The 24,145-nt window shown below is 40.2% G+C and carries 24 protein-coding genes; 12 read left to right on the top strand and 12 right to left on the bottom strand.

Annotation, left to right across the window (positions count from 1 at the left end; all coding sequences use genetic code 11):
* The first annotated feature begins 37 nt into the window (after positions 1-37).
* The 8 genes from KXJ59_RS13745 (at position 38) to KXJ59_RS13710 (ending at position 7,506) form a co-directional block, all read left to right on the top strand.
* Positions 38-1,114: a cytochrome c oxidase subunit II gene (locus tag KXJ59_RS13745; RefSeq protein ID WP_295205770.1), complete on the top strand. Its 1,077-nt coding sequence runs from the start codon at positions 38-40 to the stop codon at positions 1,112-1,114.
* Between the two features lie 63 nt (positions 1,115-1,177).
* Entirely contained in the window at positions 1,178-2,998 is a 1,821-nt protein-coding gene (locus tag KXJ59_RS13740) for a cbb3-type cytochrome c oxidase subunit I (RefSeq protein ID WP_295205767.1), read from the top strand.
* 156 nt (positions 2,999-3,154) lie between these two features.
* Positions 3,155-4,054 (top strand): heme o synthase, encoded by a 900-nt coding sequence (gene cyoE / locus KXJ59_RS13735; RefSeq protein ID WP_295205764.1) that lies wholly within the window; start codon positions 3,155-3,157, stop codon positions 4,052-4,054.
* A 70-nt stretch (positions 4,055-4,124) separates the two neighbouring features.
* Positions 4,125-4,703: a heme-copper oxidase subunit III gene (locus tag KXJ59_RS13730; protein WP_295205761.1), complete on the top strand. Its 579-nt coding sequence runs from the start codon at positions 4,125-4,127 to the stop codon at positions 4,701-4,703.
* A 77-nt stretch (positions 4,704-4,780) separates the two neighbouring features.
* Positions 4,781-5,461 carry a cytochrome c oxidase subunit 3 gene (locus KXJ59_RS13725; protein WP_295205758.1) on the top strand — a complete coding sequence of 227 codons (681 nt, stop codon included), beginning with the start codon at positions 4,781-4,783 and terminating at the stop codon, positions 5,459-5,461.
* 32 nt (positions 5,462-5,493) lie between these two features.
* Complete coding sequence (locus tag KXJ59_RS13720) at positions 5,494-5,961, top strand: cytochrome C oxidase subunit IV family protein (protein WP_295205754.1); 468 nt, start codon at positions 5,494-5,496, stop codon at positions 5,959-5,961.
* 70 nt (positions 5,962-6,031) lie between these two features.
* Positions 6,032-6,844 (top strand): SCO family protein, encoded by an 813-nt coding sequence (locus tag KXJ59_RS13715; protein ID WP_295205751.1) that lies wholly within the window; start codon positions 6,032-6,034, stop codon positions 6,842-6,844.
* A 77-nt stretch (positions 6,845-6,921) separates the two neighbouring features.
* Positions 6,922-7,506 carry a DUF420 domain-containing protein gene (locus KXJ59_RS13710; RefSeq protein ID WP_295205748.1) on the top strand — a complete coding sequence of 195 codons (585 nt, stop codon included), beginning with the start codon at positions 6,922-6,924 and terminating at the stop codon, positions 7,504-7,506.
* A gap of 59 nt (positions 7,507-7,565) precedes the next feature.
* Here KXJ59_RS13710 and KXJ59_RS13705 read toward each other — a convergent pair whose 3' ends face one another.
* The 9 genes from KXJ59_RS13705 to KXJ59_RS13665 all read right to left on the bottom strand — a co-directional run bounded on the left by KXJ59_RS13705 (position 7,566) and on the right by KXJ59_RS13665 (position 15,300).
* Positions 7,566-7,952, bottom strand: a complete 387-nt coding sequence (locus tag KXJ59_RS13705; RefSeq protein WP_295205745.1) for an MGMT family protein — start codon at positions 7,950-7,952, stop codon at positions 7,566-7,568.
* Between the two features lie 23 nt (positions 7,953-7,975).
* The gene (locus KXJ59_RS13700) at positions 7,976-8,179 is read right to left on the bottom strand and encodes a DUF5522 domain-containing protein (protein WP_295205742.1); all 204 of its coding nucleotides are present in this window, start codon (positions 8,177-8,179) and stop codon (positions 7,976-7,978) included.
* Positions 8,160-8,864, bottom strand: coding sequence for a tRNA (guanosine(46)-N7)-methyltransferase TrmB (trmB, locus tag KXJ59_RS13695; protein ID WP_295205739.1), 705 nt, complete (start codon positions 8,862-8,864; stop codon positions 8,160-8,162). Before trmB ends, KXJ59_RS13700 begins: the two co-directional genes overlap by 20 nt.
* 118 nt (positions 8,865-8,982) lie before the next feature.
* On the bottom strand, positions 8,983-9,291 hold the full coding sequence (locus KXJ59_RS13690; protein ID WP_295205737.1) for an antibiotic biosynthesis monooxygenase: 309 nt from the start codon (positions 9,289-9,291) through the stop codon (positions 8,983-8,985).
* A gap of 179 nt (positions 9,292-9,470) precedes the next feature.
* Positions 9,471-11,939: a TonB-dependent receptor gene (locus KXJ59_RS13685; RefSeq protein WP_295205734.1), complete on the bottom strand. Its 2,469-nt coding sequence runs from the start codon at positions 11,937-11,939 to the stop codon at positions 9,471-9,473.
* A gap of 172 nt (positions 11,940-12,111) precedes the next feature.
* On the bottom strand, positions 12,112-12,705 hold the full coding sequence (locus KXJ59_RS13680) for a hypothetical protein (RefSeq protein ID WP_295205731.1): 594 nt from the start codon (positions 12,703-12,705) through the stop codon (positions 12,112-12,114).
* Between the two features lie 214 nt (positions 12,706-12,919).
* A complete protein-coding gene (locus KXJ59_RS13675; protein ID WP_295205728.1) occupies positions 12,920-13,582 on the bottom strand; it encodes a response regulator transcription factor in 663 nt (220 codons plus the stop codon).
* Positions 13,575-14,345 carry an ATP-binding protein gene (locus KXJ59_RS13670; protein WP_295205725.1) on the bottom strand — a complete coding sequence of 257 codons (771 nt, stop codon included), beginning with the start codon at positions 14,343-14,345 and terminating at the stop codon, positions 13,575-13,577. Before KXJ59_RS13670 ends, KXJ59_RS13675 begins: the two co-directional genes overlap by 8 nt.
* A 622-nt stretch (positions 14,346-14,967) precedes the next feature.
* On the bottom strand, positions 14,968-15,300 hold the full coding sequence (locus KXJ59_RS13665) for a hypothetical protein (RefSeq protein ID WP_295205722.1): 333 nt from the start codon (positions 15,298-15,300) through the stop codon (positions 14,968-14,970).
* A gap of 142 nt (positions 15,301-15,442) precedes the next feature.
* Here KXJ59_RS13665 and KXJ59_RS13660 point away from each other — a divergent pair, with 142 nt between their 5' ends.
* From KXJ59_RS13660 to KXJ59_RS13650, 3 genes are all read left to right on the top strand, one after another.
* A complete protein-coding gene (locus KXJ59_RS13660) occupies positions 15,443-16,357 on the top strand; it encodes an AraC family transcriptional regulator (protein ID WP_295205719.1) in 915 nt (304 codons plus the stop codon).
* A gap of 55 nt (positions 16,358-16,412) precedes the next feature.
* Positions 16,413-16,826 (top strand): MauE/DoxX family redox-associated membrane protein, encoded by a 414-nt coding sequence (locus tag KXJ59_RS13655; RefSeq protein WP_295205716.1) that lies wholly within the window; start codon positions 16,413-16,415, stop codon positions 16,824-16,826.
* A gap of 65 nt (positions 16,827-16,891) precedes the next feature.
* The gene (locus tag KXJ59_RS13650) at positions 16,892-17,143 is read left to right on the top strand and encodes a hypothetical protein (protein WP_295205715.1); all 252 of its coding nucleotides are present in this window, start codon (positions 16,892-16,894) and stop codon (positions 17,141-17,143) included.
* Between the two features lie 27 nt (positions 17,144-17,170).
* On the opposite strand, the gene KXJ59_RS13645 is transcribed toward KXJ59_RS13650, so the two are convergent.
* Genes KXJ59_RS13645 through KXJ59_RS13635 form a run of 3 tightly spaced genes read right to left on the bottom strand, consistent with a single transcriptional unit; the run spans position 17,171 to position 23,283 of the window.
* Positions 17,171-18,685: a TlpA disulfide reductase family protein gene (locus KXJ59_RS13645; protein ID WP_295205712.1), complete on the bottom strand. Its 1,515-nt coding sequence runs from the start codon at positions 18,683-18,685 to the stop codon at positions 17,171-17,173.
* Between the two features lie 10 nt (positions 18,686-18,695).
* Positions 18,696-20,072, bottom strand: coding sequence for a RagB/SusD family nutrient uptake outer membrane protein (locus tag KXJ59_RS13640; protein WP_295205709.1), 1,377 nt, complete (start codon positions 20,070-20,072; stop codon positions 18,696-18,698).
* Between the two features lie 16 nt (positions 20,073-20,088).
* A complete protein-coding gene (locus tag KXJ59_RS13635) occupies positions 20,089-23,283 on the bottom strand; it encodes a SusC/RagA family TonB-linked outer membrane protein (RefSeq protein WP_295205706.1) in 3,195 nt (1,064 codons plus the stop codon).
* A gap of 523 nt (positions 23,284-23,806) precedes the next feature.
* Between KXJ59_RS13635 and KXJ59_RS13630 the strand changes: the two genes are divergently transcribed.
* Positions 23,807-24,049: a helix-turn-helix transcriptional regulator gene (locus KXJ59_RS13630; RefSeq protein WP_295205703.1), complete on the top strand. Its 243-nt coding sequence runs from the start codon at positions 23,807-23,809 to the stop codon at positions 24,047-24,049.
* Positions 24,050-24,145: the final 96 nt, after the last annotated feature.

Below are 24,145 nucleotides of genomic sequence, written 5' to 3'. Positions count from 1 at the left end.
CTCAGGCGGATCAAATTGAATAAATACTGATAGTATTATGACAATGTTTTTAACCATAGCCGTAATTGTACTGATTTTTGTAGTGATATTTCAGATCGCCAAAGCGAGCGAATATGTATCGGTACTGAAAGGAGAAGAAGTAAGCCGTAAACAAAACAATAAGATCAACGGATTCCTGATGATGGGATTTCTGGTATTGGGTCTTATCGGTGTGTGGTACTGTAATAAACTTTATTATGGTAAGACCCTGCTGGTGCAGGATGCTGCCAGTGTGGAAGGCGCACGTGTAGATTCAATGTTATGGGTTACACTGGCTTTAACAGGTGTGGTGTTTATCCTTACACAGATCGTTCTGTTCTGGTTTGCCTATAAATACCAGGAAAAAGAAAACCGTAAAGTATTCTTCTTCCCACATAACACAAAGCTTGAAGTTATCTGGACAGTTATTCCTGCCATCGCATTAACTGTTCTGGTTGTAATTGGGTTGAGAAACTGGTTCCTGTTTACCGGAGAGCCTCCTCAGAATGCCATGGTAGTGGAAGTAACCGGCAAACAGTTTGGCTGGATCTATCGCTATCCGGGTAAAGACGGATCATTCGGAAAAAAATATTATAAAAACATCGACAACGCATCGAATAGTCTGGGTTTGATATGGGAAGATAAACTGGGTCATGATGACCTGGTAATGGAGCAAACCATGTATCTCGTGAAAGGCAAACCCGTAAAACTCATCATCGGCTCAAGAGACGTAATTCATGACGTGGGTCTGTCTCATTTCCGTATGAAAATGGATGCGGTTCCGGGAATACCTACCACATTGTGGTTTACGCCAAAGTACACCACAAAGGAAATGAAGGAGTTGACAAAAAATCCTGACTTCCAATATGAAATCAGTTGCGATCAGATGTGTGGTAACGGACACTATTCTATGAAAGGAGTAATAGAAGTAGTAGACCAGGAAGAGTATGATGCCTGGATGGTGAAACAAAAGCCGTATTACGCACAGCAGTTCCCTGATAAGGATACTGCCGCGCCAAAAGCGGTTGCAGACACTGCTAAAACAGCTTCTGCAAAACCTGTTGAAGCAGTGAAGAAAGCAGTGGCAAAATTGTAAAACATTGTTCAACCGGAATACGAAACGGTTGTTATCATTGATAGAAATTTATAAAAGCAGATTATGAGTAATGAAGCAGTAGTGCATGCACATGGAGCAGTGACCACACATGAAGGTCATGGCGATCATCATCATGAGCATCACCATCATGAGACTTTCATCAGCAAGTATGTATTTAGCCAGGATCATAAAATGATCGCCAAACAGTTTCTGATTACCGGTATGGTATGGGCTGTATTGGGTGGTCTGATGAGTGTACTCTTCCGTTTACAACTGGGTTATCCTGATGCTACTTTCCCATGGCTCGAAGATATTCTGGGTAAATGGGCTAAAGGTGGTCGTATTACACCTGAAGCTTATTATGCGCTGGTTACTACACACGGTACTGTACTGGTATTCTTTGTATTAACTGCGGGTCTGAGTGGTACTTTTGCCAATTTCCTGATTCCTCTACAGGTAGGTGCACGCGATATGGCATCTCCTTTTATGAATATGCTGAGCTACTGGTTCTTCTTTGCGGCCAGTATCGTGATGCTTTCATCCATGTTTGTTGAAACAGGACCCTTTAGTGGTGGTTGGACTGCTTATCCGCCTTTAAGTGCATTGGGCGATGCTTCGCCGGGTTCTAAAATAGGGATGGATATGTGGCTTATATCAATGGCCTTATTCGTAGTATCTTCTCTGTTGGGTGGTTTGAACTATATCGCAACAGTATTAAACATGCGTACAAAAGGTATGAGCATGACCCGATTGCCACTTACTATCTGGGCATTGTTCTTTACTGCTGTACTGGGTGTATTATCATTCCCTGTATTATTCTCAGGTTTTATCCTGTTGATTTTCGACAGAAATTTTGGAACAAGTTTTTACCTGTCAGATATTTTTATCAATGGTGTGGGTGCATTGCCTAATGAAGGTGGTAGCGCCATCCTTTACCAGCACTTGTTCTGGTTCTTAGGTCACCCTGAAGTATATATTATCCTGTTACCTGCCATGGGTATGGTATCAGAGATTCTTTCTGTGAACTCACGTAAACCCATCTTCGGTTATATGGCGATGATTGGGTCACTGTTCGCTATTGCTATTCTCGCCTTCCTGGTATGGGCACACCATATGTTTGTAACCGGACTGAATCCTTTCTTAGGTTCTATCTTCGTATTACTTACATTATTGATTGCAGTACCATCTGCTATCAAAGTATTTAACTGGCTCACCACTTTGTGGAGAGGTAATATCCGTTTCACACCAGGTATGATGTTCGCTATCGGATTTGTTAGCTTATTTATCTCCGGAGGTTTAACTGGTATATGGCTGGGTAACTCAGCATTGGATATTCACCTGCACGATACTTATTTCGTAATTGCACACTTCCATATTGTAATGGGTGTGGCATCTATGTTTGGTATGTTCGCAGGTATCTACCACTGGTTCCCTAAAATGTATGGCAAGTACCTGAACAATACCATGGGATATATCCATTTCTGGGTAACCATTGCCGGTGCTTACCTGATCTTCTGGCCAATGCACTACGAAGGTCTTGCAGGTATGCCACGCCGTTACTACGATTATAGTATCTGGGAAAGCTTTAAACAATTCGTAGAACTGAACAGATTCATCAGCACAGTAGCTATGATTGTATTTGCTGTACAGTTATTGTTCCTGTTCAATTTCTTCTACTCTATTTTCAAAGGAAGAAAAGTAACCACACTCAATCCATGGGGTGCCAATACACTTGAGTGGACTACACCCATTCATCCTGGTCATGGTAACTGGGTGGGTGAAATACCTGAAGTACACCGTTGGGCTTATGATTATGGTAAAGATGGTAAGGAATTTATTCCGCAAACAACACCGGTGGGAGCAGATGAAAGTGATCATCATTAATTGATAACTGTCTTGTAAAACTGGTAACAGTTACAGGATTTGAATAATGTCAATGCTCCCGATCATTCGGGAGCATTGTTTTTAGACTTGGAGGGATAGGGAATAAGAAGTGGAGAAAGAGTTGACTTGTTGATATTGTGGGACTAATCAGATTAAATGACAGCAGATACAAAAAGCTCAGCATCGTATTCGGTAGCGGCCAAAGTGAAGGATTACTTCCAGCTCATCAAATTCACGTTGAGTTTTACGGTAGTTTTTTCATGTGTGGTTTGTTACCTGCTGGCGCCAAAAGTAGTGGAGTATGATCTGGGGATGATTGTAGTTCTTTTTATTGCGGGTATGCTGGTAACAGGAAGTGCCAATGCTATTAACCAGGCTGTTGAGAAAGATACGGATGCCATGATGAAACGTACCGGTAAAAGACCGGTGGCCAATGGCAGAATGAAACAACAGGAAGCCTATGTGTTTGCCCTGATTGCAGGCTTATTAGGTGTGGGAATGATGTGGTATTTCTTCAATCTCTCATCGGCATTGTTGTCGGCTTTCAGTTTGTTTCTGTATGCGTATATCTATACGCCGCTGAAAAAAATAAACTCAATTGCTGTATTGGTGGGGGCTTTTCCGGGAGCACTGCCCTGCTTGATAGGATGGGTAGCCGGTAATGATGATTTTAGTGCAGGTGGGTGGATATTGTTTGGCATACAGTTTCTCTGGCAGTTCCCGCATTTCTGGGCCATTGCGTGGGTAGCACACAGTGACTACAGTAAAGCCGGCTTTAAATTATTGCCATCCGATTTGGGTCCAACCAAATTCACGGCATTACAGGCTATTATGTATTCAGTGTTGATGATACCGGTTGGTATATTGCCTTACTATTTCGGATTGACAGGTGAAACGAGTATGTGGATTGTAATTGCGGCTAATCTGTTTATGGTGATACAAAGTGTTCGGCTATACCGCGATATGGATGTAAAAGCAGCACGCCGGGTAATGTTCAGCAGCTATATCTATCTACCGATAGTGTTGCTATCCTTACTGGCGGATAAAATAAAGTGAGTAGTGAGTAGTGAATAGTGAGTGTTTTCTTTACTCACTACTCATCACTCACTCAAAAAATAAAACTGAGATGATGACAACCGTGCAGACCAATGAGCCCAAACGCATTCACCCGCATAAATTTACTATGTGGGTGGCCATGGGTAGTATTGTAATGGCATTTGCGGGACTAACGAGTGCCTATATTGTAAAAAAGAACCAGAGTAGCTGGCTTGAATTCGATCTGCCCGTGGTATTCTGGTATTCTACTTTTGTAATATTAATCAGCAGTGTAACCATGCACCTGGCAGCCAAAGCATTTAAAGCCAGAGAAATGGGGCGTTATCGGAGTCTGATAACAATTACTGCTGCACTGGGCGTATTGTTCATTGTATTGCAATACCTCGGTTTTGTAGACCTGGAAGCAAACAATATTGCACTGGTAGGCCCTAAAAGCAATTCGGCGGCATCATTCCTGTTTGTAATTACGGGTTTACACATGCTGCACGTACTCGGAGGTGTAATTGCATTGCTGGTGATGTTTGTACGCGCTTACAGCCGAAAAACAAAGACCTACAGCAGTGTTCCGGTAGAAGTAGCGGGTACTTACTGGCACTTTGTAGATGTGCTCTGGATCTATCTTTTCATCTTTTATAACTGGATCGGATAGTTGAAGAAAAAGTTAAGGTTTATGCACCTTTTTTGAACAACAGCCAATATTTTTGTAACGAAATTTTTAGAACGATCATGGCAACGACAACAACTGCAACAACAACCAAATTGTGGGGTGGCGGAAAGAGTCCCTTCAATGTAGAGTACGGCAAATTAATGATGTGGTACTTCCTCATGAGTGATGCCTTCACATTTGGTGCATTCCTGATCTCATATGGTACCATTCGTTTCTCTACCAATGGATGGCCCGACCCCAATGAGGTCTTCAAAAGTTTCCCTTTTGCTCCGGAAGGGATGAATGCGCCGTTGGTGTTCGTGAGTATTATGACCTTTATCCTGATCATCAGCTCAGTAACCATGGTTCTGGCTGTACATGCAGGTCATAACATGGATAAAAAAGGGGTGGTGAAAAACCTTGTTTGGACCATTATCGGTGGTCTGGCCTTTTTGGGTTGTCAGGCATGGGAGTGGAACCACTTACACCACGAAGGTGCATGGTGGGGCAGTAACCCTTTCCTGAATGCTGACGGAACCGCTTCTTCTACCAATTTTACTAACTATTTCTTTACCATTACCGGTTTCCATGGCTTCCATGTATTCTCGGGTGTGATCATCAATATCGTAATGCTGATCATGACACTCATGGATAAGTTTGAACAGCGCGGACATTACCTGATGATCGAAAAAGCCGGTTTATACTGGCACTTTGTAGACCTGGTTTGGGTATTTGTATTTACCTGTTTTTACCTGGTTTAATCAACATTCATTCATTTAATTAAGATATTGATATGTCACATACAGTAGGTCACGAAGAAACACATGGAGGCGGTACCAGCGAAATCAAAAAAGTAACCATCATCCTTTCTGTATTAACCATCATAGAACTGGTACTCGGTTTCTGGATGATAGGTATGGAAAGTGAAGGATTACGTTTGGCCGTTAAAGGAACCATTATTATCCTGATGCTGGCAAAAGCATTTTATATCGTAGGTTATTTCATGCACCTGAAACATGAAATTAAAAACCTGATTATGACCATCGTAGTGCCGCTGGCATTATTCATCTGGTTCATCATAGCTTTCCTTGCAGATGGTAACTCATTCAGAAACCTGCGTAATACTTACGATCCTTATTTCAAAGAACAAAGCACTATTAAGGTAGAAAAGAAAGCACATGGTGGCACACATGGAGCAGCAGCATCTCATGCCGATTCAACAACACATGAGAGCAAAGAAGCGGTGGAAAACAAACACTAGAATTTTTATTGTAAAATATTAATTGGAAACCATCGCTCATGTGGCGATGGTTTTTTTATACCACTCGAATATGAACAGGAAAGCGATACTGGGTTTAATGGTGGCCGTTTTTATTCCGGTTTTCTGTTACCTTGTTTTAAAATATGCCAGTGAAAATGCGGTAGATATGCCCCGTAAATACCTGCTCGATACCGTTGTTACCCGGGTAGAGAAAGGTAAAATGATAACAGACAGCATCTGGCACAAAACATCGAATATAACACTGCAAAACCAGTTAGGCGACACCGTAAGCCTGTATGATAAGCAGGGTAAGATTATGGTGGTTGATTTCTTTTTTACCAGTTGTAGAAGCATCTGTCCCGGACTTACCCGCAATATGGCCAGACTGCAGCAATCGTTCCTGAGAGGGGGTAATGTTCGCAAAAAAATAGACACATCTATTGTACAGTTCGTTTCATTTACAGTAGATCCGGAACACGATTCGGTAAATATTATTAAAGATTATGCAGATCGTTTTGCTGTAAACCACGATAACTGGTGGATGCTTACAGGTAACAAAGATTCTATTTACCGTTTTGCATTTGAAGAACTTAAAGTAGACAAGTTCAGCGAAGAACCGATGAGTCCGGATTTTGTACACACCACCCGTTTTGTGCTGCTCGATAAAGACAGGTATGTAAGAGGATATTATAATGGACTCGACTCATCATCTTTATCAAAACTGGCAAGAGATATTGGCTTGTTAATGCTGGAGAAAGACGAAAAGAAAAAGAGTACCGTATTCATGCAAATCATCGACCTGAGCTGGTTATGGCTCATCATTGTTATGCTTGTTATTTTCTTTGTTTTATATATGCGCAAACGAAGAAAAATAAATGGATAAAATACCAACTTTTCTATGAACTTCTGTGTTTTCTCCACAGAAGTCCATCCGGACAATGACAATAAACTAAAATAATCATGCTCGAACCTTCACTCCCCAAAAACGACAAACAGGCCCGCTGGCTCATAGGTATTTTTTCAGTAGTTGTATTCACTGCTGTAGTGGCGCTTGGGAAAATAAAACTCAATATCGACCTAAACTTTGATGTACATATTTTTGCAAAAATCAATGCATTTATCAATGCAGTGATTGCCGTTTTACTGGTGGCAGCACTCATAGCAGTAAAACAAAAGAAATACGCTCAGCATAAACGTATTATGATGGCAGCACTCCTTTTATCAGTTGCCTTTCTTGTGTCCTATATTCTTCATCATTTATTAGCCGGAGAAGCAAAATTTGGTGATACGGATCATAATGGTATTGTAAGCGAAGCAGAGAAATTAGCAGCAGGAAGTATACGGATTGTGTATTTCCTTATACTGATTACGCATATATTTCTGGCGGCCATCATCCTGCCTTTTATTTTATTCACCGCTTATCGTGGCCTCACCGGCGAATATGCGCAACACCGTAAAATCGCCAAAATAACCTGGCCCTTATGGTTTTATGTAGCTGTTACCGGTCCGGTGGTGTACCTGATGATTAGCCCTTATTATTCTTAATTTGGAAATGTGCTAATTTGAAAATTAAATTCTCCTGTTATTTCCAAATTAGCACATTTTCAAATTTCCAAATTCTCCGCCGGGTCCCAGTATTTTTTATCGAAATCTACAATCTGGTCATCTTTTACTTTTATCTTTTCTTTAGCCAGTAATTCCTCCATTAGTGTAGGTGTTGCAAAATGAGCTTTGCCGCTAAGCATGCCGTTCCTGTTTACCACACGGTGTGCCGGCACTTTGGGTTTTACATGGAAAGAACCATTCATGGCCCAGCCTACCATACGGGCACTCATTTTGGTTCCTAAAAATGCAGCAATAGCACCATAAGAAGTTACACGCCCCTTTGGTATAAGACGAACAACATCATATACCTGTTCAAAAAAGGAAATGTCTTTGCCACCACCGGGTAAAACGGAGCGGGGTTTTTCTGTAATTTTTTTTGGAGGCACCTGTAAAAATTTATACAGGCAATTTACGATTTTGGTATCAGTGCTTTTTGTTTCTCTTCAATTAAAGCTGTTCTTCTGGGTTCCGGAACAGACTCATACTCAAACGGACAATGCCTGCACCCATGTCCACAGCAATACCCCTTGGCTGTATGATAGGCTTCTGTGAAAACCACATAACCATGTTCATCATAATAAAAATCTTGCCCCTCAATCAATGGATGGTTCACGAAGGTGTTGTTTTAATATTTCATCAATTTCAACAGACAGTTCTTTGTTTAGTTTAAAACAGAGGTAATGAATACGGTTGCTTTGGGCAATATCCAGTCCTTCGTAATGCGTTTTAATCAGTAATTCAGGCTTAATGGATTCCTGTGTATGAATATTTTCTGAATGTTCAAGTAGTTCCAGCCCATATAATTCTATTACCAGTAAGGTAAAATGATAAAGATCGGGACTGTCTGTTTTTAAATGTACCAATCCGTCTTTCTGTAATAACTGTTGATAGAGCCGCAGAAATCTGGGATGTGTGAGTCTTTTTTTGGCGCGGGAAATCCTCAGTTGCGGATCGGGGAATGTGATCCATATTTCAGCTACTTCTCCCGGCTCAAAATAATTGGTTATTTTATCCATATGCGACCGTATAAAAGCCACATTGGTTAATCCTTCTTCGAGCGCGGTTTTGGCACCACGCCATATGCGGTTACCCTTAATATCGATACCAATGAAATTCCTGTGGGTATACATACGGCCAAGTCCTACTGCATATTCACCTTTGCCACAAGCCAGCTCAAGTGTAAGCGGGTTGCTGTTGTTGAAGAAATCCTTCCATTTACCCTGCATATTTTCAGGATATTCCAGCACATTGTCAAAGCCCTTGATCGCTTCAAATCGTATCAGTTTTTTCTGTCCCATCAGGCGGCAAAGATAGGAAACAGAGAAATAAGGAATAAAGAACAGAAGAATCAGAAAATACTATAGAAGGTATTTATCTCCTTTCACTGTTCCTTATTCCTTATTTCTCTGTTTCATATTACAACAGCCCTTTACCCGCTACAGCTTTCAATACCCTTCTTTCGGGCTCAATGGCGAGGAGTGAACTTGCCTGTGAAAGTGCTTCCTGGAAATCGCTAAGCTTTTGAGAACTGGCATGACTCTCGGGCGAGTCCCATAATTCGGTTACCAGAATATGATCGCCATTTTCGGTATCCTGGTTAATAATATATAAATGACAGCCATGTACATAGGCGATTTTGTTGTACAACCTTGTAAGAATGTTAAGTAGGTTATTACCTTTCGACTCTCGGGTAATAAAACGGGTTTGCAGTGTGTAATGATGCATATTGGGTTTATTTGCTTGTTTGTTAGACACGCAAGAATGGGGCCATGAAGCCTGATAGCTGTGAAAGAAAGACTAAAATCAACGATACAGGGCATAAAAATCCCCCATCTGATGATGGGGGATTTTGTTTTTATAGGATTGGATAGTCTGCTTCCTGTTGGTGGCCGGCCAATTGGGCATTAGTTCCCGCCACCCACACGGCTCTGCTCTTCCTGAGAGCCGCTGGTTCTGCGACGGGGTTGTGAACCGGGGGTATTTTTTCCAAAACGATAAGCAAAAGTTAGGGTAACCTGTCTGGCATCTGGTAAAGCCAGTGTTTTTACATCCACATCACTGTATTTGGTGGTGGCCCTGAATTTTTGCCAGGCAAAGGGGTCACGAATATTCATACGAACGGTGGCTTTGCCCTGCATTACCTGTTTTTGTAAACCAATACTCATCAAATAAACAGGATGGAAAACAGCCAGTTGATCAACCGTTTTATGACGGTAAAAACCACTGAGTTCAGCATTCAGGCCTTTCTTCTTATTCAGCACAAAACTATTGGTAATATTCATGTTGAATGAAGTAAAGGAAATATCAATCGGGTCGGTATTGTAAATGCCTTTGTAATGATTATTAAAAACAGTAGCAAAGAAATTGGCATTCCACCATGAGTTGAATCGGGCAGGTGCTGTAACAGAGAAACTTATGTTGTTGAACTTTGCAATATTCTCGGAAGTGTTATAGGTTATTTTATCTGCCGAACTCTGGCGAAGAATTTGGGAAATTACATTGTTCGTCGTATTCACTGCCAGCGTAAAAATAAATTTCGATTTAAAAGCATAAGTCAGTTCTGCATTATGTGTAAACTGTGGTAAGAGATAAGGATTACCCACCCTGTAAGTTAAAGAGTCTAAAAAGAAAGTAAACGGATTCAGGTCCTGGTAATTGGGTCTGGTTATACGTCTGCTATAAGAAGCAGTAAGCTGATTTTGTTTATTGAAAGCATAACTGATGAATACACTCGGAAAGAGGTTGGTAAAATTTCTTTTAAAACTCGAATCGTTTGAAACCTGACGCCCTTTGGCAATGGTATTTTCCAGCCTCAAACCTGTTTGAACCGACCACTTACCCAACTGTTTATTGGCATTTACATAGATTGCATTGATATTTTCCCGATAAATAAAATGATTGGATCGGTTATCGGGAATCCATGTTTTGTCGGGTAGCTGGCGGGTATAATTCACTTCATTGTCATTTTCAACAATACTGCTTTTTACACCGGCTTCAAAACGACCGCCCTTGTAAGGCTGTACATAATCAGATTTGAAGGACCAGATATTGATGGTAGAAGGAATGTGGCCATTCAGTAAAATACTGGGACCAACCTGATTACCGCTGCTGTTATATACATCGGTAGTAAGCAGCAAATCGGAAGTATTGTTGTATACTACATAATCAATATCAGTTGTCAGTTCTTTGCCTGCAGAATCGAAATTGTGTTTCCAGTTGAGGTTACCTGTAAAATTTTTAAAACTGGTAATATTTTTAGTGCTCGATAAAAGAGTTGACAATATATTTCCGTTATTGTCTTTGATAACAGATGAGCTGGTAGGTAATGGTCTTCCTTCAAACAAAAAACCACTCATTACTACACCAAAAATATTTTTCTTATTGGGCTGATAATCTAAACCCAAACGAAGGGTCTGATTGAAATTGCCAAAACGGAAACGGGTTACCAGGTCTGATGAACCATCTTTATTACCCATGGCGTCATAAAAATTTCGCTCAATATTGAGTGTCTGCCGGCCACGGAAATAATTGGGCAGGTAACTGCCAAAGAAATTAACCTTATTGTGTTTATAGTTGAAAGTAAAACTGTTCTGCGATTTTGGAATTACATACAAAGCCCCTTCAGGTTTGAAGAGAGCGGCCGTAGCACCCAACGTAAGTGTACCGTTAAAACCATTACTGCGTCCTTTTTTGGTTTTAATATTAATAATACCAGAATTACCTGCCGCATCGTAACGGGCCGAAGGGTTGGTCATAATTTCTACCACATCTAATTCTGCAGCGGGCATATTGCGTAAGAGGTTGGCAAGGTCGGTGGCCGACATATAAGTAGGTTTACCATCGAGCATAACAATTACCCCGGCTTTACCACGTAAGCTGATATTGCCTTCATTGCTTACACTTACACCCGGCGATTTTTCCAGGATCTCCAATGCACTCGAACCCGCACTTGTAGGAGAAGCTTCTACATTAATAACTGTTCTGTCTATTTTGGTTTCTACAAATGGTTTCTTGGCACTCACCGTAACCTCATTCATGTTGCGTACTGAAGGTTGGAGCGAAATAAGTGGAACAGTAAGCGGATCGGCATTTACTGCAAATGGAGCCGACCATTTTTTTGTATAACCTACCAATACCACAGAAAGCAGGTACCTGCCCGGTTTAATATTGATGAATTCGTATTGTCCGTTTTCATTACTTACTGCCAGCTTTACCAGTGCAGAATCTTTTTGCTGTAAAAGAGAAATAGTGGCAGAAGCAATATTTTTTCCCTGTTCATCCTGTATGGTGCCCGAAACAGAACTGCCAGATTGGGAATAGGCGCCTGTAAGCAGGAATAATGACAATACAAGAAAAGTAAATTTTTCTTTCATGCGGTTCGGTTTTAAGTATAAGCAACCTAAAGATTTGATTTACCGCTGAGACAAAAATGCTAATAAGGACAGGGGCGAAAATTTGCGGGTGCAATGGGTGAAAAGGCCCTCTTTGCTCGAATGGTTTTGTCAGTTTGTTACATAAAAAGGAGCTTGTATCAAAGAGCTAAACTCAAATGGCATCTATATAATCTGCTGCTTTTAGTACACCATCAATACCCGATAAAATTTCTTTATAACCAACTCCCATCCATGTAAACAGATCAATAATATCCTGAAAATGAGTTCTTGCGTATACTGTTGCAATGGTATTACCCATACCAAAACAAATGGGTTCATGATGTGCTACCCGGTTTCTGATAGAATTAATACGGTTTAGCCTTGCATATATATTACCCTGGTTATGATGGGGCGGTAAGCAGGGGAAAATTTTTAATAAGCTATTTCCTCCCGCCCTAAACTGGTTACCGGCAAACATAAATTTCCAGGTACCAAAACTAAGTTCGGCGAGTAGTTTACCATGTGTATAGTTATTTCCGAGACTGGTATATGCCGCTTCAATTTTACTGAACGTTTTTTTACAACCCGGGCTTGTTAAAAAACCACCGGGCCGTATTGATGCCAATAACCATTCCTGTGCCTGCGGTGAAGGAAGAAACTGATGTTTGTAATGCGTATCAATTTTATTTCTTAAAACAACTTCAAATATGCTGATGGTTGCAAGAAAAGCCTGAGAGAGCCTGATATTAGCACGGTACAAGCGCATCGTTCTACGCGTATTGTATGAGCATGAAATTTTATACCTGGAAAGCCGTTGTTCTGAAATCAATGCTTCAAACTTGCTGAATTTCAATGCTGTAAATTTTTCAGGTTAAAATTGTTTTTTAATTAAAATAAATATTATCTTTACATTGTTATTCCCCGTTTGGCGCTGCTCTGCATCCATCGGGGTTTTTGCTTTTAAGGGCCTATGTAATTGTTTATTCATTGAACGAAAACAAACCCTGCTTTAGCGCATAAATAGCTACACCTGCAGACGTTCTCACCTGCATTTTCTTGTAGATTAATGCCCGATTGTTTTCAATGGTTCTTCTGCTGAGAAAAAGCATTTCTGCAATTTCCTGATTGGTTTTCTCATGGCATATCATATGAATGATCTTTAATTCGAGTTCAGAAAAATTGATGGATTGTTTATGCTTGTAAGGGTTAAAATGGCTACGCCCCAGCAGGCGAATCATTTTGGTATTGGTGGTTCTGCAATAATAGGGGTAGCCTTTGCAAACCTGGTCGAGGGCAGTAAACAATTCAGCCTTTGGCATATTCTTGGTTATGTATCCAATGGCTCCTGCTTCTAATGCTTCAATAATCGATACATCGTTTTCGTAATTGGTAAGTACTACGCATTTAATAGAAGGGTTCCACTGAATGATCTTTTCTATAGCAATAGAACCCTCCAGTAACGGCATTCTTAAATCAGTTAAGATAATCTGAGGATCAAGCGTTTTTGCTTTTTTAACCAACTCTTCACCATTAGATGCTTCACCTACAATATGGTACATTTCATTATCACTGAAAAATCCCTTGATACCTTCCAGGTAAAGTTCATGGTCGTCGGCAATCAGTATACGAATCTGGTTATCCATGTTCCTGTTGATTTAAAAGTGAGTCAAGTGGAATTATAATTTCATAACTGGTTCCTTTATGATGATCAGAAGAAAGATTAATACTTGCATGTAATAATTTAACCCTTGAATAAATATGTGATAAGCCAGCCCCTTTAAGCATCCAATCTTTATTTTGGGTATTAAATCCGATTCCATTATCCCCTATAAAGAGAACAAGATTTTTTTGCTGTACTCTTACTGTGCACTGAACAGAACTGCAAGCGGCATGTTTGAGTGTATTAGTCAGTATTTCTTTTATAATTCTATAAATGTGTATTGCTTTCTGAGGGAGGAAATTTTGTTCATCAAAATCAAGGGTACACGACACCTTTATTTTATGACTGGAATTTATTTCTTCCAGTAATTCAATGAGAGTAGTTTTTAAACCTAAACTGTCGAGTGAGGGAGGAATAAAATTATAGGCAATCTCTCTAATTTTCATCCTCATATTCTGTACCTGTTTCAATACCTTTTTGTGAATAGTATCATCCTGAATTGATTGTTGCTGAACCAGTATACTGATAGATGCAAGGCCGGCTCCAATTTCATCATGCAGATCGATATGCATTCTTTTTCTTTCAGCATCGATGAGTTCAACTTCTCTGGCCAGTTGCCATTCATATTCTTTGAGCCTGAAGCGGTATTGCCGGAATAATGCGAACATGAACATAGCCAACAGAATGGTAAGAAAAATCAGACTGGCTAAGAGTATGGTGTAGTTGGTTGTTGTCTGGGTATCCATAAAATGGCTATAAAAAATGAAATATTAACAAGAATGTTTAATGCAGAAAGTAATACCCACAGATCGATGTGGAAATTTGTAGCTTGACTTGTAGAGAACTGTTTGAATACATGTATAAATGCACGGAAAGTAAAGTAGGCCAGAAAAGAAAAGCATAATAGCAGATCGGTTTTCTTATAGTGGGTAGTAAACCTGTTAAACGTAAGACGGGAAAGTTTGTCTATACTGAACCAAATAATTAATAGTGAAGCAAATATTCGGAAGAGTGAATTGCTGTTCATCAGGCTGTGAAGCCAAAGATTATCTAATACCCATATCAATATTCCGGAAATAACAGAAACAATTATTGATAATTTGGTTAAGGGGTTCAGTTTCAGAAAAAACCACACATACAACAGGTATTCAAGTAAGGTATATATGTTAGAATTGATCAGGTTATTGTGATATAACCTGATCAATATAAAACTCAATCCTTCATTTAGTAGCCCAAGGAGAAGGATTAATAGAAATGGTTGATACCTGTCCGGTATTTGTTTACAACGTATTAATGCTGTCGTTGTAGGCAAACAGATAGAAAAAGCAGATATGGTCGCAAACAAAAAATAGTTCATGACAGACTATTCTATTCATTTAATGGCGACGGCGGAGGACAGAGTGGGGGACATTGGAATGCATCTTCAAGGATAATTCCTTCGTCATCTGTCAGCAGTTCAGGATTATTTATGGGGAGAATATCCTGCCCGTTTTCATCCACAGCAACCAGCACGCTGCAGATTCGGGTATCCGCCTTTCTTCCCAAATATATACGAAAAGAATGACATCCGTTCTGGTTCAATAATGCTTTTACAGAACTTGCCAAAAAAGTTTCCGAGTAAGGCATATCCTCTCCGGGATCTTCACGGAAACGGGTCGTGTAATCGATGGCCTGGGCCAGTGTAATTTGATGTTGAATCATAGTGTTTAGTTTTGAATGCAAACTATGTGCACGCGCTACACTGGAAAAGGTGGTAAATACTTTATTAATGGTGGTAAATACTCTATTTTTTAGATACTAAGTGGGGGAAGGCTAATGAACAGATAGTTTTAGTATACCAGCTATGATGGCTACACTCAACTATCGTCGTATTGAACTAAGGCCAGAGGTTCCACCCGGGTGGGAATCTGTTCGCATGCAGGGAACTAATTTTACTTCATGGGAAGGGAAAGAGGGTATTGTAATGGTAGAGGACATTGCAATTAACCCTTTTTCTATTTTGGTTGCCCGTATATTTCTTCGGTCGCCTGAAAGAATAGAATTACGCTTACGAAATACCGGTCTTTGTTTTTCCTTTTGTCTTGAAGGATTGTGGCAGATAACTAACGGCATCCAGTTTTCGAATATCAAAAAAAACCAATACCAATTATTTTTTTCAGATGATATACAACTCATTCCACTACAGAAGCCGGGGCGTGTAAGTCATTTATTAATTATTCGAAGCAATACCCAAAAACCTCCTGGTGGTGAAGAAAGCTTATCCGGGTCTGTAAACGCTACTGCTTTAATGATGGACCTGATATTACAGCTAACACAAACATCTTTTTACCCCCAGCCCAGGTCATTTCATGAAAAACTAATCCAGAACATCATTAAAACTGCGGAGGAGGGAATAGGCAGTGATAAATTACCATCCGGAAAATTTACAAACGCTGAACTGGATGCTTTGTATAAAGTATGTGAGTTGATTGAAAAAGACCTGAGACAACATCATAGTATTGTATCGCTTGCTGCCTACAGCGGAATGAACCGGCAAAAACTTACCACAGGGTTTAAATCTTTATTTGGACAAACTATTTATACCTATTACCAGCATAAACGTATGCAACTGGCCCAAACCTTATTGGTAACCAGCGATTTGCCCATAAAGCTGATATCGAAAAAAGCAGGTTATGGTAATACCAGCAATTTCTCCATTGCTTTCAGAAAATTTTATGGCATAACACCCGCTCAAATGCGCCGAAAAAAACAGGACTGATAATTACATACAATTTGCTGCCATCCTCATAAACCGGCCTGAGTAGTTTGGTGCCATGAAACCGAAACTCTATTTCCTGTTTTGTTTTTTACTGATTCTATTATTCACTTATACCGCTTTTAGTAAATGGCTCAATATGGAGGCCCATCTCTATGCCATGCGTAACCAACCTTTTTCAAGAACGGTAAATAATTTTCTGGCTCATGCTTTGCCGCTGGCAGAAATTATTGCGGTTATCTTATTGGTAATTAATACCACCCGCTTACTGGGTCTCTATCTCTCTTTGTTGTTAATGACATTATTCACAGGGTATGTGCTTGTAGTGTTATTGGGTTTATTTGGTCGAATTCCCTGTTCCTGCGGAGGTGTAATTGAATTGTTGGGTTGGAAGGAGCACCTGGTATTCAATATTTTTTTTCTGGCAATCAGTATAGCAGCCATACGCTTACACAAATATATTCATGCATGAACAGGGAAAGCCGAAAACCTGTACAAACGAGTAGGCAATTATTTATTCATTTTAATTCAAGATTTATGAAAAAGATTTCAGTTTTTCTCATGGCAGCACTCCTGGTAGGGGTAGCCAGTGCTTTTACTACTGTTAAACCTGTAAAGCAACAGGTGGCTTATGGGTTTGATGGAGTACAATGGCATGAGGTAAATACGGAAGATATCAATGTTACCTTCCAGTGTATCAGCGGTGCCGAGTATTGTCTCTTTGATGAACCCAACGGCACACCATTGCCAGGCCGATTACCAAACGAACAGTTTGTAAAAATTCCATAGTTAAAAAAGGGGGGATTGCCCCCTTTTTTATTTTGTTTTCGCATCTAAAATATCCTGTACCAGTAGTTCAACTTCATCCCTGTTTTTGGGCATATGGGGGTTCGATTTAAACATTTTATTTCCTTTGGCCATAATCATTACCCGTGGGTATGCCTGAATTTGGTATTGCTGAATTAAACTATGTTCCATTCCCATTCCATTGGTATAGGCATTCACAAAATCAGCATGTGAGTAAATTCCCTTTGATACACTACTGAGCCAGGTTTCTCTGTTTGTATCAATTGAAATACTCATAAAAATAATATCCGGATCACCTGCCAACCGGTCTTTCGCTAATCTGAGTACCCGGGCCATTGTAATGCAGGCATCGCAACCGGTAAACCAGAAATCTAAAACCACTACTTTATCTGCATAATCGTTACTGTTAATTGTTTCTCCACGCAACCCTGTTAACGAAAAAGGCGTTACCGTTATACCTGGGGTATAATTTTTTTCAAAATTTTCAACAATGGCTTTAAGCTCGGGTGCATAAACCATTGTGCCAACTTTGGCTATCAGTTCCTGAATATTTTCTGTATTTGCATTAAAGGTAAAAATATAAGCTAAAAGGGCAGTGGCTATTGCTTCCCTGTTATTCTCCGGCCATTGTTGTAAGGCATCTGCATATTTTATAGCCGGAAATTTAGGACTGTTGTTCTCCTTTATTTTGGTTTCAATCATGGTTTTCCTGACAGCCATGTCTAAAAATTCCGGCGATAAGGTTGAAGTACTGTAATGGGTAAACAGTTCCTGGAGTATTGGAGTAATGATCGTTGTATAGTCAGTATTCAGCTGCTGGATGTCTTTTTCCGGTGATTTTGTGCTGATTAACTTATCTTTTAACGTACTATATGTCGACATAATACCCTTGATTTTTCCTACTGTAAAATCTCTTTCAATTATATTTCTTGAAGTCTCGGAAAAAACGGCTCTATTTGCTTTGGTTAAACTATCCCAGTACGCTCTGTATTTGGATTCGTTACTTTCAAAAACAAAAGCTGCTTCTGTAAGATTTGTGTATCGGTCAATTATATTCGTTTTGATTCCTGCAATCTTGTTATACAACCGTGCATAATGAAAAAGATGCAGTGCCTGATTTTTAGCTGCATTTCTACCGGTAATATTTAAAAAAGGACGATTTGTCTGTGAATAGTTTTTATAACTGTCTTTCCCGGCTTTGACAGAGATACTATCACCCGGTTCAATTAACTGATCGCTGAAAAGGAGTCCTTTTAAATGCGTAGATGTAATGGAGCAATAATAGGGATGATCCATATCAGGAATGTTAATTTGAAAGTTCCCATCACTGGTTACAATTTTTTTTTCCGTACTTCCCATAGCAGTTATCCCAAGTTTATATGGATAGTAGCTGATGGTAATGGTATCGTTTGTAAAAGGCCATAGTGTACCATTAATAATAGCAGATGTAGCAGTTTTCTCCAACTGTCCTATAGCGCAGTTACAAAACAGGGTGATTATGATGATAAATTGAATTGCTTTCATATTTTAAATTTTATCTGGGGTTTTGAATAATACCACTCATGCTGATTTCATTAGCTGGAATGGCGAATACATATTTATTGCTGCCCGGCAGCAGTGTGTAGGTCTGGTTGCCTAATTTTCTCACAAGGGTTATATTGGCCCCTTCTTTATTGTACCGTTTCAGGTCGGACCAACGGTGGCCGCGCCAAACCAGTTCTTTTCTTCTTTCTGTTCTGATTTTTTCAAGTGCATCTGTGGCATTCAGGGCTGTAAGCGGTACAAAAGTTCCTGTACGCCATCTTTTCTGCAAAAGGGTATTCAGATCTGCCATAGCTGCCTGCCACTGACCGGTTTTGGCGAGGGCTTCTGCACGAATGAGCCATACTTCATCGGTAGCAATACCTGTAAATGGAAGTATTGTTCCGGAATACCCTCTTTTAAACCCCATATTTGTACCACCTGTTGCCCTGAAAAAAATACTTCTCCTCAGATCATTGGTAGTATATGATCTGTATAAAGCAGTATCTGCAAAAACAGTAGTGGAAGTAGTAAACAAAACAACATATGTACTGATGGCCTGAGAGAAATAAATGGTTTCCGCATGTGAGCGGTCAAAAGGACTTACAGCCGTTGTACTAACCGTATTATAGTCTGTTAGATAATTGTATAAACGTAAACAACTGTCTGCATAAATTCTCGCCTTTTCATACTGGCCGGAAGCAGTTGCCATTCTTGCCAACTGTGCAAAAGCAGCTGGTTTAGACGGCCTGTTTTTTGCTACAGGAGGTACAATATCCGATAACAAAGCAGCAGCTGTTAACAGATCGGTAAAAATACTATCGTAACAGTCTTTGATGCTGCTTCTTGGTACATTCTGATGAACATTGGTATTTCGCCTGATTGGAACACCTGGTGTTGTTGTCATGGTAGCACTGTCGAAAGCTGCTGCAAAATGTTGTACCAGGTTACTCAAGGCAAAACCTCTGAGAAAAAAAGCAGATCCTTTAATATTGTTCCATTCGGCCTGTACAGAAGTGGCAGGTGGATTTTTTTCTAATTGTTCCAGTACAATATTGGCATAGAGTATTTGTTGATAACAAAGGGACCAGTCAGAAATATTTAGTTGACTGCCATATAAGTCAGACTCCCATGTATAACTGGATCTTTCCAGAAAGGGTAAAGCCTGCCAGTTGGCTTCGGTTAAATAATAATCATCACTGCCCATTTCACCCAGGCCAGGTGAATAGGTAAATACCTGAGTATTATCAAGTAATGACCTTAGCTCAGCCAGTGTAGAAGGAATGATGATCGCTGAATTGGGTTTTTTATCAAGAAATGCATCTTTATCACATGCTGTTAGTAAGCAGAAACAGCAGCATAAATAAACCAATCGTTTATAAGTATTCATAAATCAGGTGTTGAGGTTAAAAATCAATTTCAAGTCCTAAAGCATAAGTTCGTGGGGAAGGGAAGCCCGTAATATTATCGGGATCAATGCCTGCCTTATTTGATTTCCAGAGTATACCTATATTATTGGCATATGCATATACCCTGCATGATTGTATATGCAATGGATTCCTTTTTTGCATTGGTATATTCCAGCTGAATCTGATATCTCGTAAGCGTATATGGTCACCCTTTTCAATCAGCGCATTTGAGTATTGATAAAACTCGTCTCTGGCAGGAACAGCGGGATATACCATTGATGGGATAGTGGTAAACATCTCATCTCCGGGTACCCGCCATCTTCTTGCATAATCTGCATGGGTAGAAGGTGTTGCAGAAAGCGAAGAAGAGAATGCGGAGGCATAGTGTACCGATGATCTTCTGAAATAGTAACCCATCGAATACACCATATTTACCGACAATAAAAATCCACGATAACTGATATCATTTCTGAACCCACCAAAAAAAGTGGGTCTGCCCGATCCGATATACATAAACTCATCTTTTGTAGCAGGATTTACCAGCCGGCTATAATTTGTACTGGTAGTATTATTGAGCAGCCCTAAAGGATTTCCTGTAGTAGGCTCTAAACCCGCCATCGGATAAGCAAAAACAGCTGACCAGGGTTTACCCTCATAGGGATTAGAGGTTATGTTGGTAAGATAAAATTTTGTGAGTGCAGCAGGAACAAGGTACCGTTGAATGATATCTCTGTTGTAACTGAATAACAGTTGTGCAGACCATTGCAAGGGTTTTTGAATTATCAGGGCATTCAATGTCAGATCAATTCCCTTTGTTTGAAGATCGGCAATATTCTGCCGGAATTGTGTTACACCTGTTTGTGGAGCCATGGGACTGGCGCCTAAAAGATTTTTACCATTTTTTTCATAGTATTCTAAGCTGGCATCTATTCTTCCATTGAATATGGAGAAATCAATACCTGCATTCAGCACATGAATTTTTTCCCAGCTGAGTTTAGGATTGGGAGGATTAACCAGGTAGGCAGTAGGTTGACTGAAAAAGCTGTTAAGATCGCTGCCTGCAGTAGTGTAAGCGGTAGCTGTTTTATCAAGGTTACCACTTACGCCATAAGTAAAACGAAATTTAAGCGTATGAAGAAGTCCGGGTTTCCACCAGTTTTCTTTGTGGACCATCCAATTGCTTCCAACAGACCAAAGCGGAACGGTTTTCTGATTGGCATCTACGCCAAACAGATTAGAAGCATCTTTTCTGGCACTAACAGTAAGCTGATACCTGTTTTTGTAACTATATCCCAGATTTATGAACTGCGAAAGAAAACGATCTGTAGTCTGGTTATTGTCTGCATTTGTGGGTATTCTTGAAGCCAGTCCATTGGGAAGCGTAGGGAAAGTACTGATGGGATTGATTTCCTGGTCAATACCATTGCTTTCATTAACACCATATCTTCTGATATCTGACCTTCTCGTTGTGAAGTCACGGATTTCCATACCGGCTAATACATCAAGAGTATGATGTTGCTTCCAGCTGTTACGATAGTTTACCTGAATACGACCATTGTGAGCAACAAAGCGTTGATCTGTTCTGTTGAGGATATCACCAAACGGGATGGCTGTAGCGGGAATACCTGTAGCATAGTTGGGTAAGGTATAGCGATTAATCAGATCTCTGGTAAAGTATTGATCCATAGACAGTAGGTTGCGCGTTTCTGAAGTGCCCGTTTCGAGTTGGTAACTCATCTGCACCTGTAATCCTTTTCTGATACGCCATAAAGCGGATGTCAGGATTCTTGTATCCAGTCTGGAAGTCTTATGATTTACCAACCTGCTTTCTTCATAGGGCTTGTTTAACCATGATAATAATTGGCCCTGACCAATGGTATCCAGCCATGCTTTACGAAAGTCTCTGTACACAGGGATTGCATTACCCTGCTCATCTACGAGGTCCTGATAAATGGAATAATTACTGGAATAGGCAGACGAAGGACTATTGGTAGCAGAAATAGCCATATTGAGGTCAGTGGAAAAATCCAGTTTGTCCTTAATCAACTGAATCAGCGTTTTACTCCTGAGTGTAACCCTGCTGATATCGCTTTGCAGTTGAGGCTGTTGTTGTTTATCCCATCCCGCAGAAAAATAATACTGTGCCCTTTCACTGCCACCCGATACATTCAAAGCATATTGCTGTGCCACTGAACTGCGATAGAAATAACGTAAAAGGTCTGCGCGGTTATCTGTTTGTAAGAGTTGTTGAATTTGTGCAGCAGAATCTGCAGCTGTTATTCTTCCCGCTCTTCTGTCATCAAAAATGCCTACAGCAGGTGAGAGCCCGGGAAAACGCTGGTTGATTCTGTTATTATAAAATCCCCTCCCAAAAAGAAAGGATTCCATCTCTATCAGTGCTGCGGCATCGGCTGTTTGCTGGTAGTAGAGATCGGGTTTTTCACCGATGGTAATATTGGTATTGAAGCGTATCTTGGGAGCAGGTGACTGTTTTGCTTTTTTAGTGGTAATTACAATCACACCATTACCAGCCCTTACGCCCCAGATAGAAGCAGCTGCTGCATCTTTCAGGAGTGTAACCGATTCAATATCGTTGGGATTGATTTGGTTGATATCGCCTTCAAAAGGAAAATTATCAACTACAATCAAAGGTTCAGTATTGGCAAGAATGGTGCTTCGGCCACGTATTTGAATGGCCGATTCGTTGGCATTGGGAGTTCGGTTGCGGTTAAAAATTAAACCTGAAGCAATACCATCTAATCGGTCGAGCACGGATGCACCTACTTTCCGATTAAAGAGTTCGGAATTGATTTTGGTGAATGAACCCGTTGCTCTTTCTGCCGGTATAGACTGATAACCTGTTTGTACTTCAACCTCGGTAAGCAACTCTGTGGAAGGATCTAAACGGATATCGAGAAAAGAGGCATTGGTAACCCTGATGCGTCTGGTTGTATAGCCTGTATGACTGATAACCAGTGTATCTGGAAATGACAGGATGGATAATTGAAAACGACCCTCTTTATCAGAAAGTACGCGGCTGCCTTTAGCAGTAAGGTATACCAGGGCATCAGCAATTGTTTCATTGTTGCCGGCAGACCTTATTTGTCCTTTTAACAAGGAGCTGTTTTGAGGAGAAACCTGCGCAAAGCTCAGCCATGGGCAAAGCATTGCCAGTAAGCAAAATATTCGCATTTTTTGCAGTTAAGAATGTTGAGAAAATAGATTATTCAGACTAGTGTATGAGATGGGAAATAAGCTATACCGGGTTTTTCGGCTTTTTGGCATACTGGGTTTGCAGTAAACACCAGGCGGAGCCAAGAGGATGAATTTGGGTGAACTGGTTTTTCATATTAAAGGAATACCATGGGTTCATGTTTCTAAACCGAAACTGAAAAAACCGGGGGGTGTTTTTTTCAGTACAAACCCTGTGTAAGAGAAGCTGGCATAGAACGGTGTCCAGTGTTTCTCCAGAAACAGCGGCTGTCCTCATCCAAAACTCACTCATAGTAAACAGGGTTTTCATGTTTTTATTATTGGTTATTTATTCATAAGAGTCTTACAGGTATTGCGTTTCAAAGCTTTTCCGAAAAGACCCTACACAAATTTTAATGATGCGCTATTCACCAGTATAGTAAAAAAGCTATCCAAATATAACAAATATTCTTAGTCATGACTAAGTGGACAGGTTTTTTTCTTTTCCGTCTTTGCACCTATAATGTTGAGTAAGAACTTAAAAAATAAAGTAGACTGGTTTGTGATCAACAAAATCAAGGAGATCAGAAATGAATTAGGCATTTCACAGGTTGATATTGCTGTTCACCTTGATGTTTCTTCTGGTTTTATTGGTCAGGTAGAGAGCCCTAATTTCCGCACCAAATACAAAACATCACACCTCAACGAAATAGCCAAACTGTTTAATTGCTCCCCCAAAGATTTCTGGCCTGAGAAACCACTTTAGCATTGAGTATGTCAATTAATAACCTACTACGTCTGACGTGTAGCGAACTCAGTAGCTTTTATTCTTCCTTCAAAAATAATTTCCCTGACACTTAAA

Source organism: Sediminibacterium sp. (assembly GCF_019264485.1).
Lineage (GTDB): Bacteria > Bacteroidota > Bacteroidia > Chitinophagales > Chitinophagaceae > Sediminibacterium.
Note: the sequence above shows the minus strand (reverse complement) of the source record. Positions and strands in the feature narration are given on the sequence as shown.

Bases quoted from the DNA above. Each gene is read 5' to 3' on its own strand.
- KXJ59_RS13745 (WP_295205770.1), top strand. From the start codon at position 38: ATGACAATGTTTTTAACCATAGCCGTAATTGTACTGATTTTTGTAGTG.
- KXJ59_RS13740 (WP_295205767.1), top strand. From the start codon at position 1,178: ATGAGTAATGAAGCAGTAGTGCATGCACATGGAGCAGTGACCACACAT.
- cyoE (WP_295205764.1), top strand. From the start codon at position 3,155: ATGACAGCAGATACAAAAAGCTCAGCATCGTATTCGGTAGCGGCCAAA.
- KXJ59_RS13730 (WP_295205761.1), top strand. From the start codon at position 4,125: ATGATGACAACCGTGCAGACCAATGAGCCCAAACGCATTCACCCGCAT.
- KXJ59_RS13725 (WP_295205758.1), top strand. From the start codon at position 4,781: ATGGCAACGACAACAACTGCAACAACAACCAAATTGTGGGGTGGCGGA.
- KXJ59_RS13720 (WP_295205754.1), top strand. From the start codon at position 5,494: ATGTCACATACAGTAGGTCACGAAGAAACACATGGAGGCGGTACCAGC.
- KXJ59_RS13715 (WP_295205751.1), top strand. From the start codon at position 6,032: ATGAACAGGAAAGCGATACTGGGTTTAATGGTGGCCGTTTTTATTCCG.
- KXJ59_RS13710 (WP_295205748.1), top strand. From the start codon at position 6,922: ATGCTCGAACCTTCACTCCCCAAAAACGACAAACAGGCCCGCTGGCTC.
- trmB (WP_295205739.1), bottom strand. From the start codon at position 8,864: ATGGGACAGAAAAAACTGATACGATTTGAAGCGATCAAGGGCTTTGAC.
- KXJ59_RS13690 (WP_295205737.1), bottom strand. From the start codon at position 9,291: ATGCATCATTACACACTGCAAACCCGTTTTATTACCCGAGAGTCGAAA.
- KXJ59_RS13685 (WP_295205734.1), bottom strand. From the start codon at position 11,939: ATGAAAGAAAAATTTACTTTTCTTGTATTGTCATTATTCCTGCTTACA.
- KXJ59_RS13680 (WP_295205731.1), bottom strand. From the start codon at position 12,705: ATGCGCTTGTACCGTGCTAATATCAGGCTCTCTCAGGCTTTTCTTGCA.
- KXJ59_RS13675 (WP_295205728.1), bottom strand. From the start codon at position 13,582: ATGGATAACCAGATTCGTATACTGATTGCCGACGACCATGAACTTTAC.
- KXJ59_RS13670 (WP_295205725.1), bottom strand. From the start codon at position 14,345: ATGGATACCCAGACAACAACCAACTACACCATACTCTTAGCCAGTCTG.
- KXJ59_RS13665 (WP_295205722.1), bottom strand. From the start codon at position 15,300: ATGATTCAACATCAAATTACACTGGCCCAGGCCATCGATTACACGACC.
- KXJ59_RS13660 (WP_295205719.1), top strand. From the start codon at position 15,443: ATGATGGCTACACTCAACTATCGTCGTATTGAACTAAGGCCAGAGGTT.
- KXJ59_RS13655 (WP_295205716.1), top strand. From the start codon at position 16,413: ATGAAACCGAAACTCTATTTCCTGTTTTGTTTTTTACTGATTCTATTA.
- KXJ59_RS13650 (WP_295205715.1), top strand. From the start codon at position 16,892: ATGAAAAAGATTTCAGTTTTTCTCATGGCAGCACTCCTGGTAGGGGTA.
- KXJ59_RS13645 (WP_295205712.1), bottom strand. From the start codon at position 18,685: ATGAAAGCAATTCAATTTATCATCATAATCACCCTGTTTTGTAACTGC.
- KXJ59_RS13640 (WP_295205709.1), bottom strand. From the start codon at position 20,072: ATGAATACTTATAAACGATTGGTTTATTTATGCTGCTGTTTCTGCTTA.
- KXJ59_RS13635 (WP_295205706.1), bottom strand. From the start codon at position 23,283: ATGCGAATATTTTGCTTACTGGCAATGCTTTGCCCATGGCTGAGCTTT.
- KXJ59_RS13630 (WP_295205703.1), top strand. From the start codon at position 23,807: ATGTTGAGTAAGAACTTAAAAAATAAAGTAGACTGGTTTGTGATCAAC.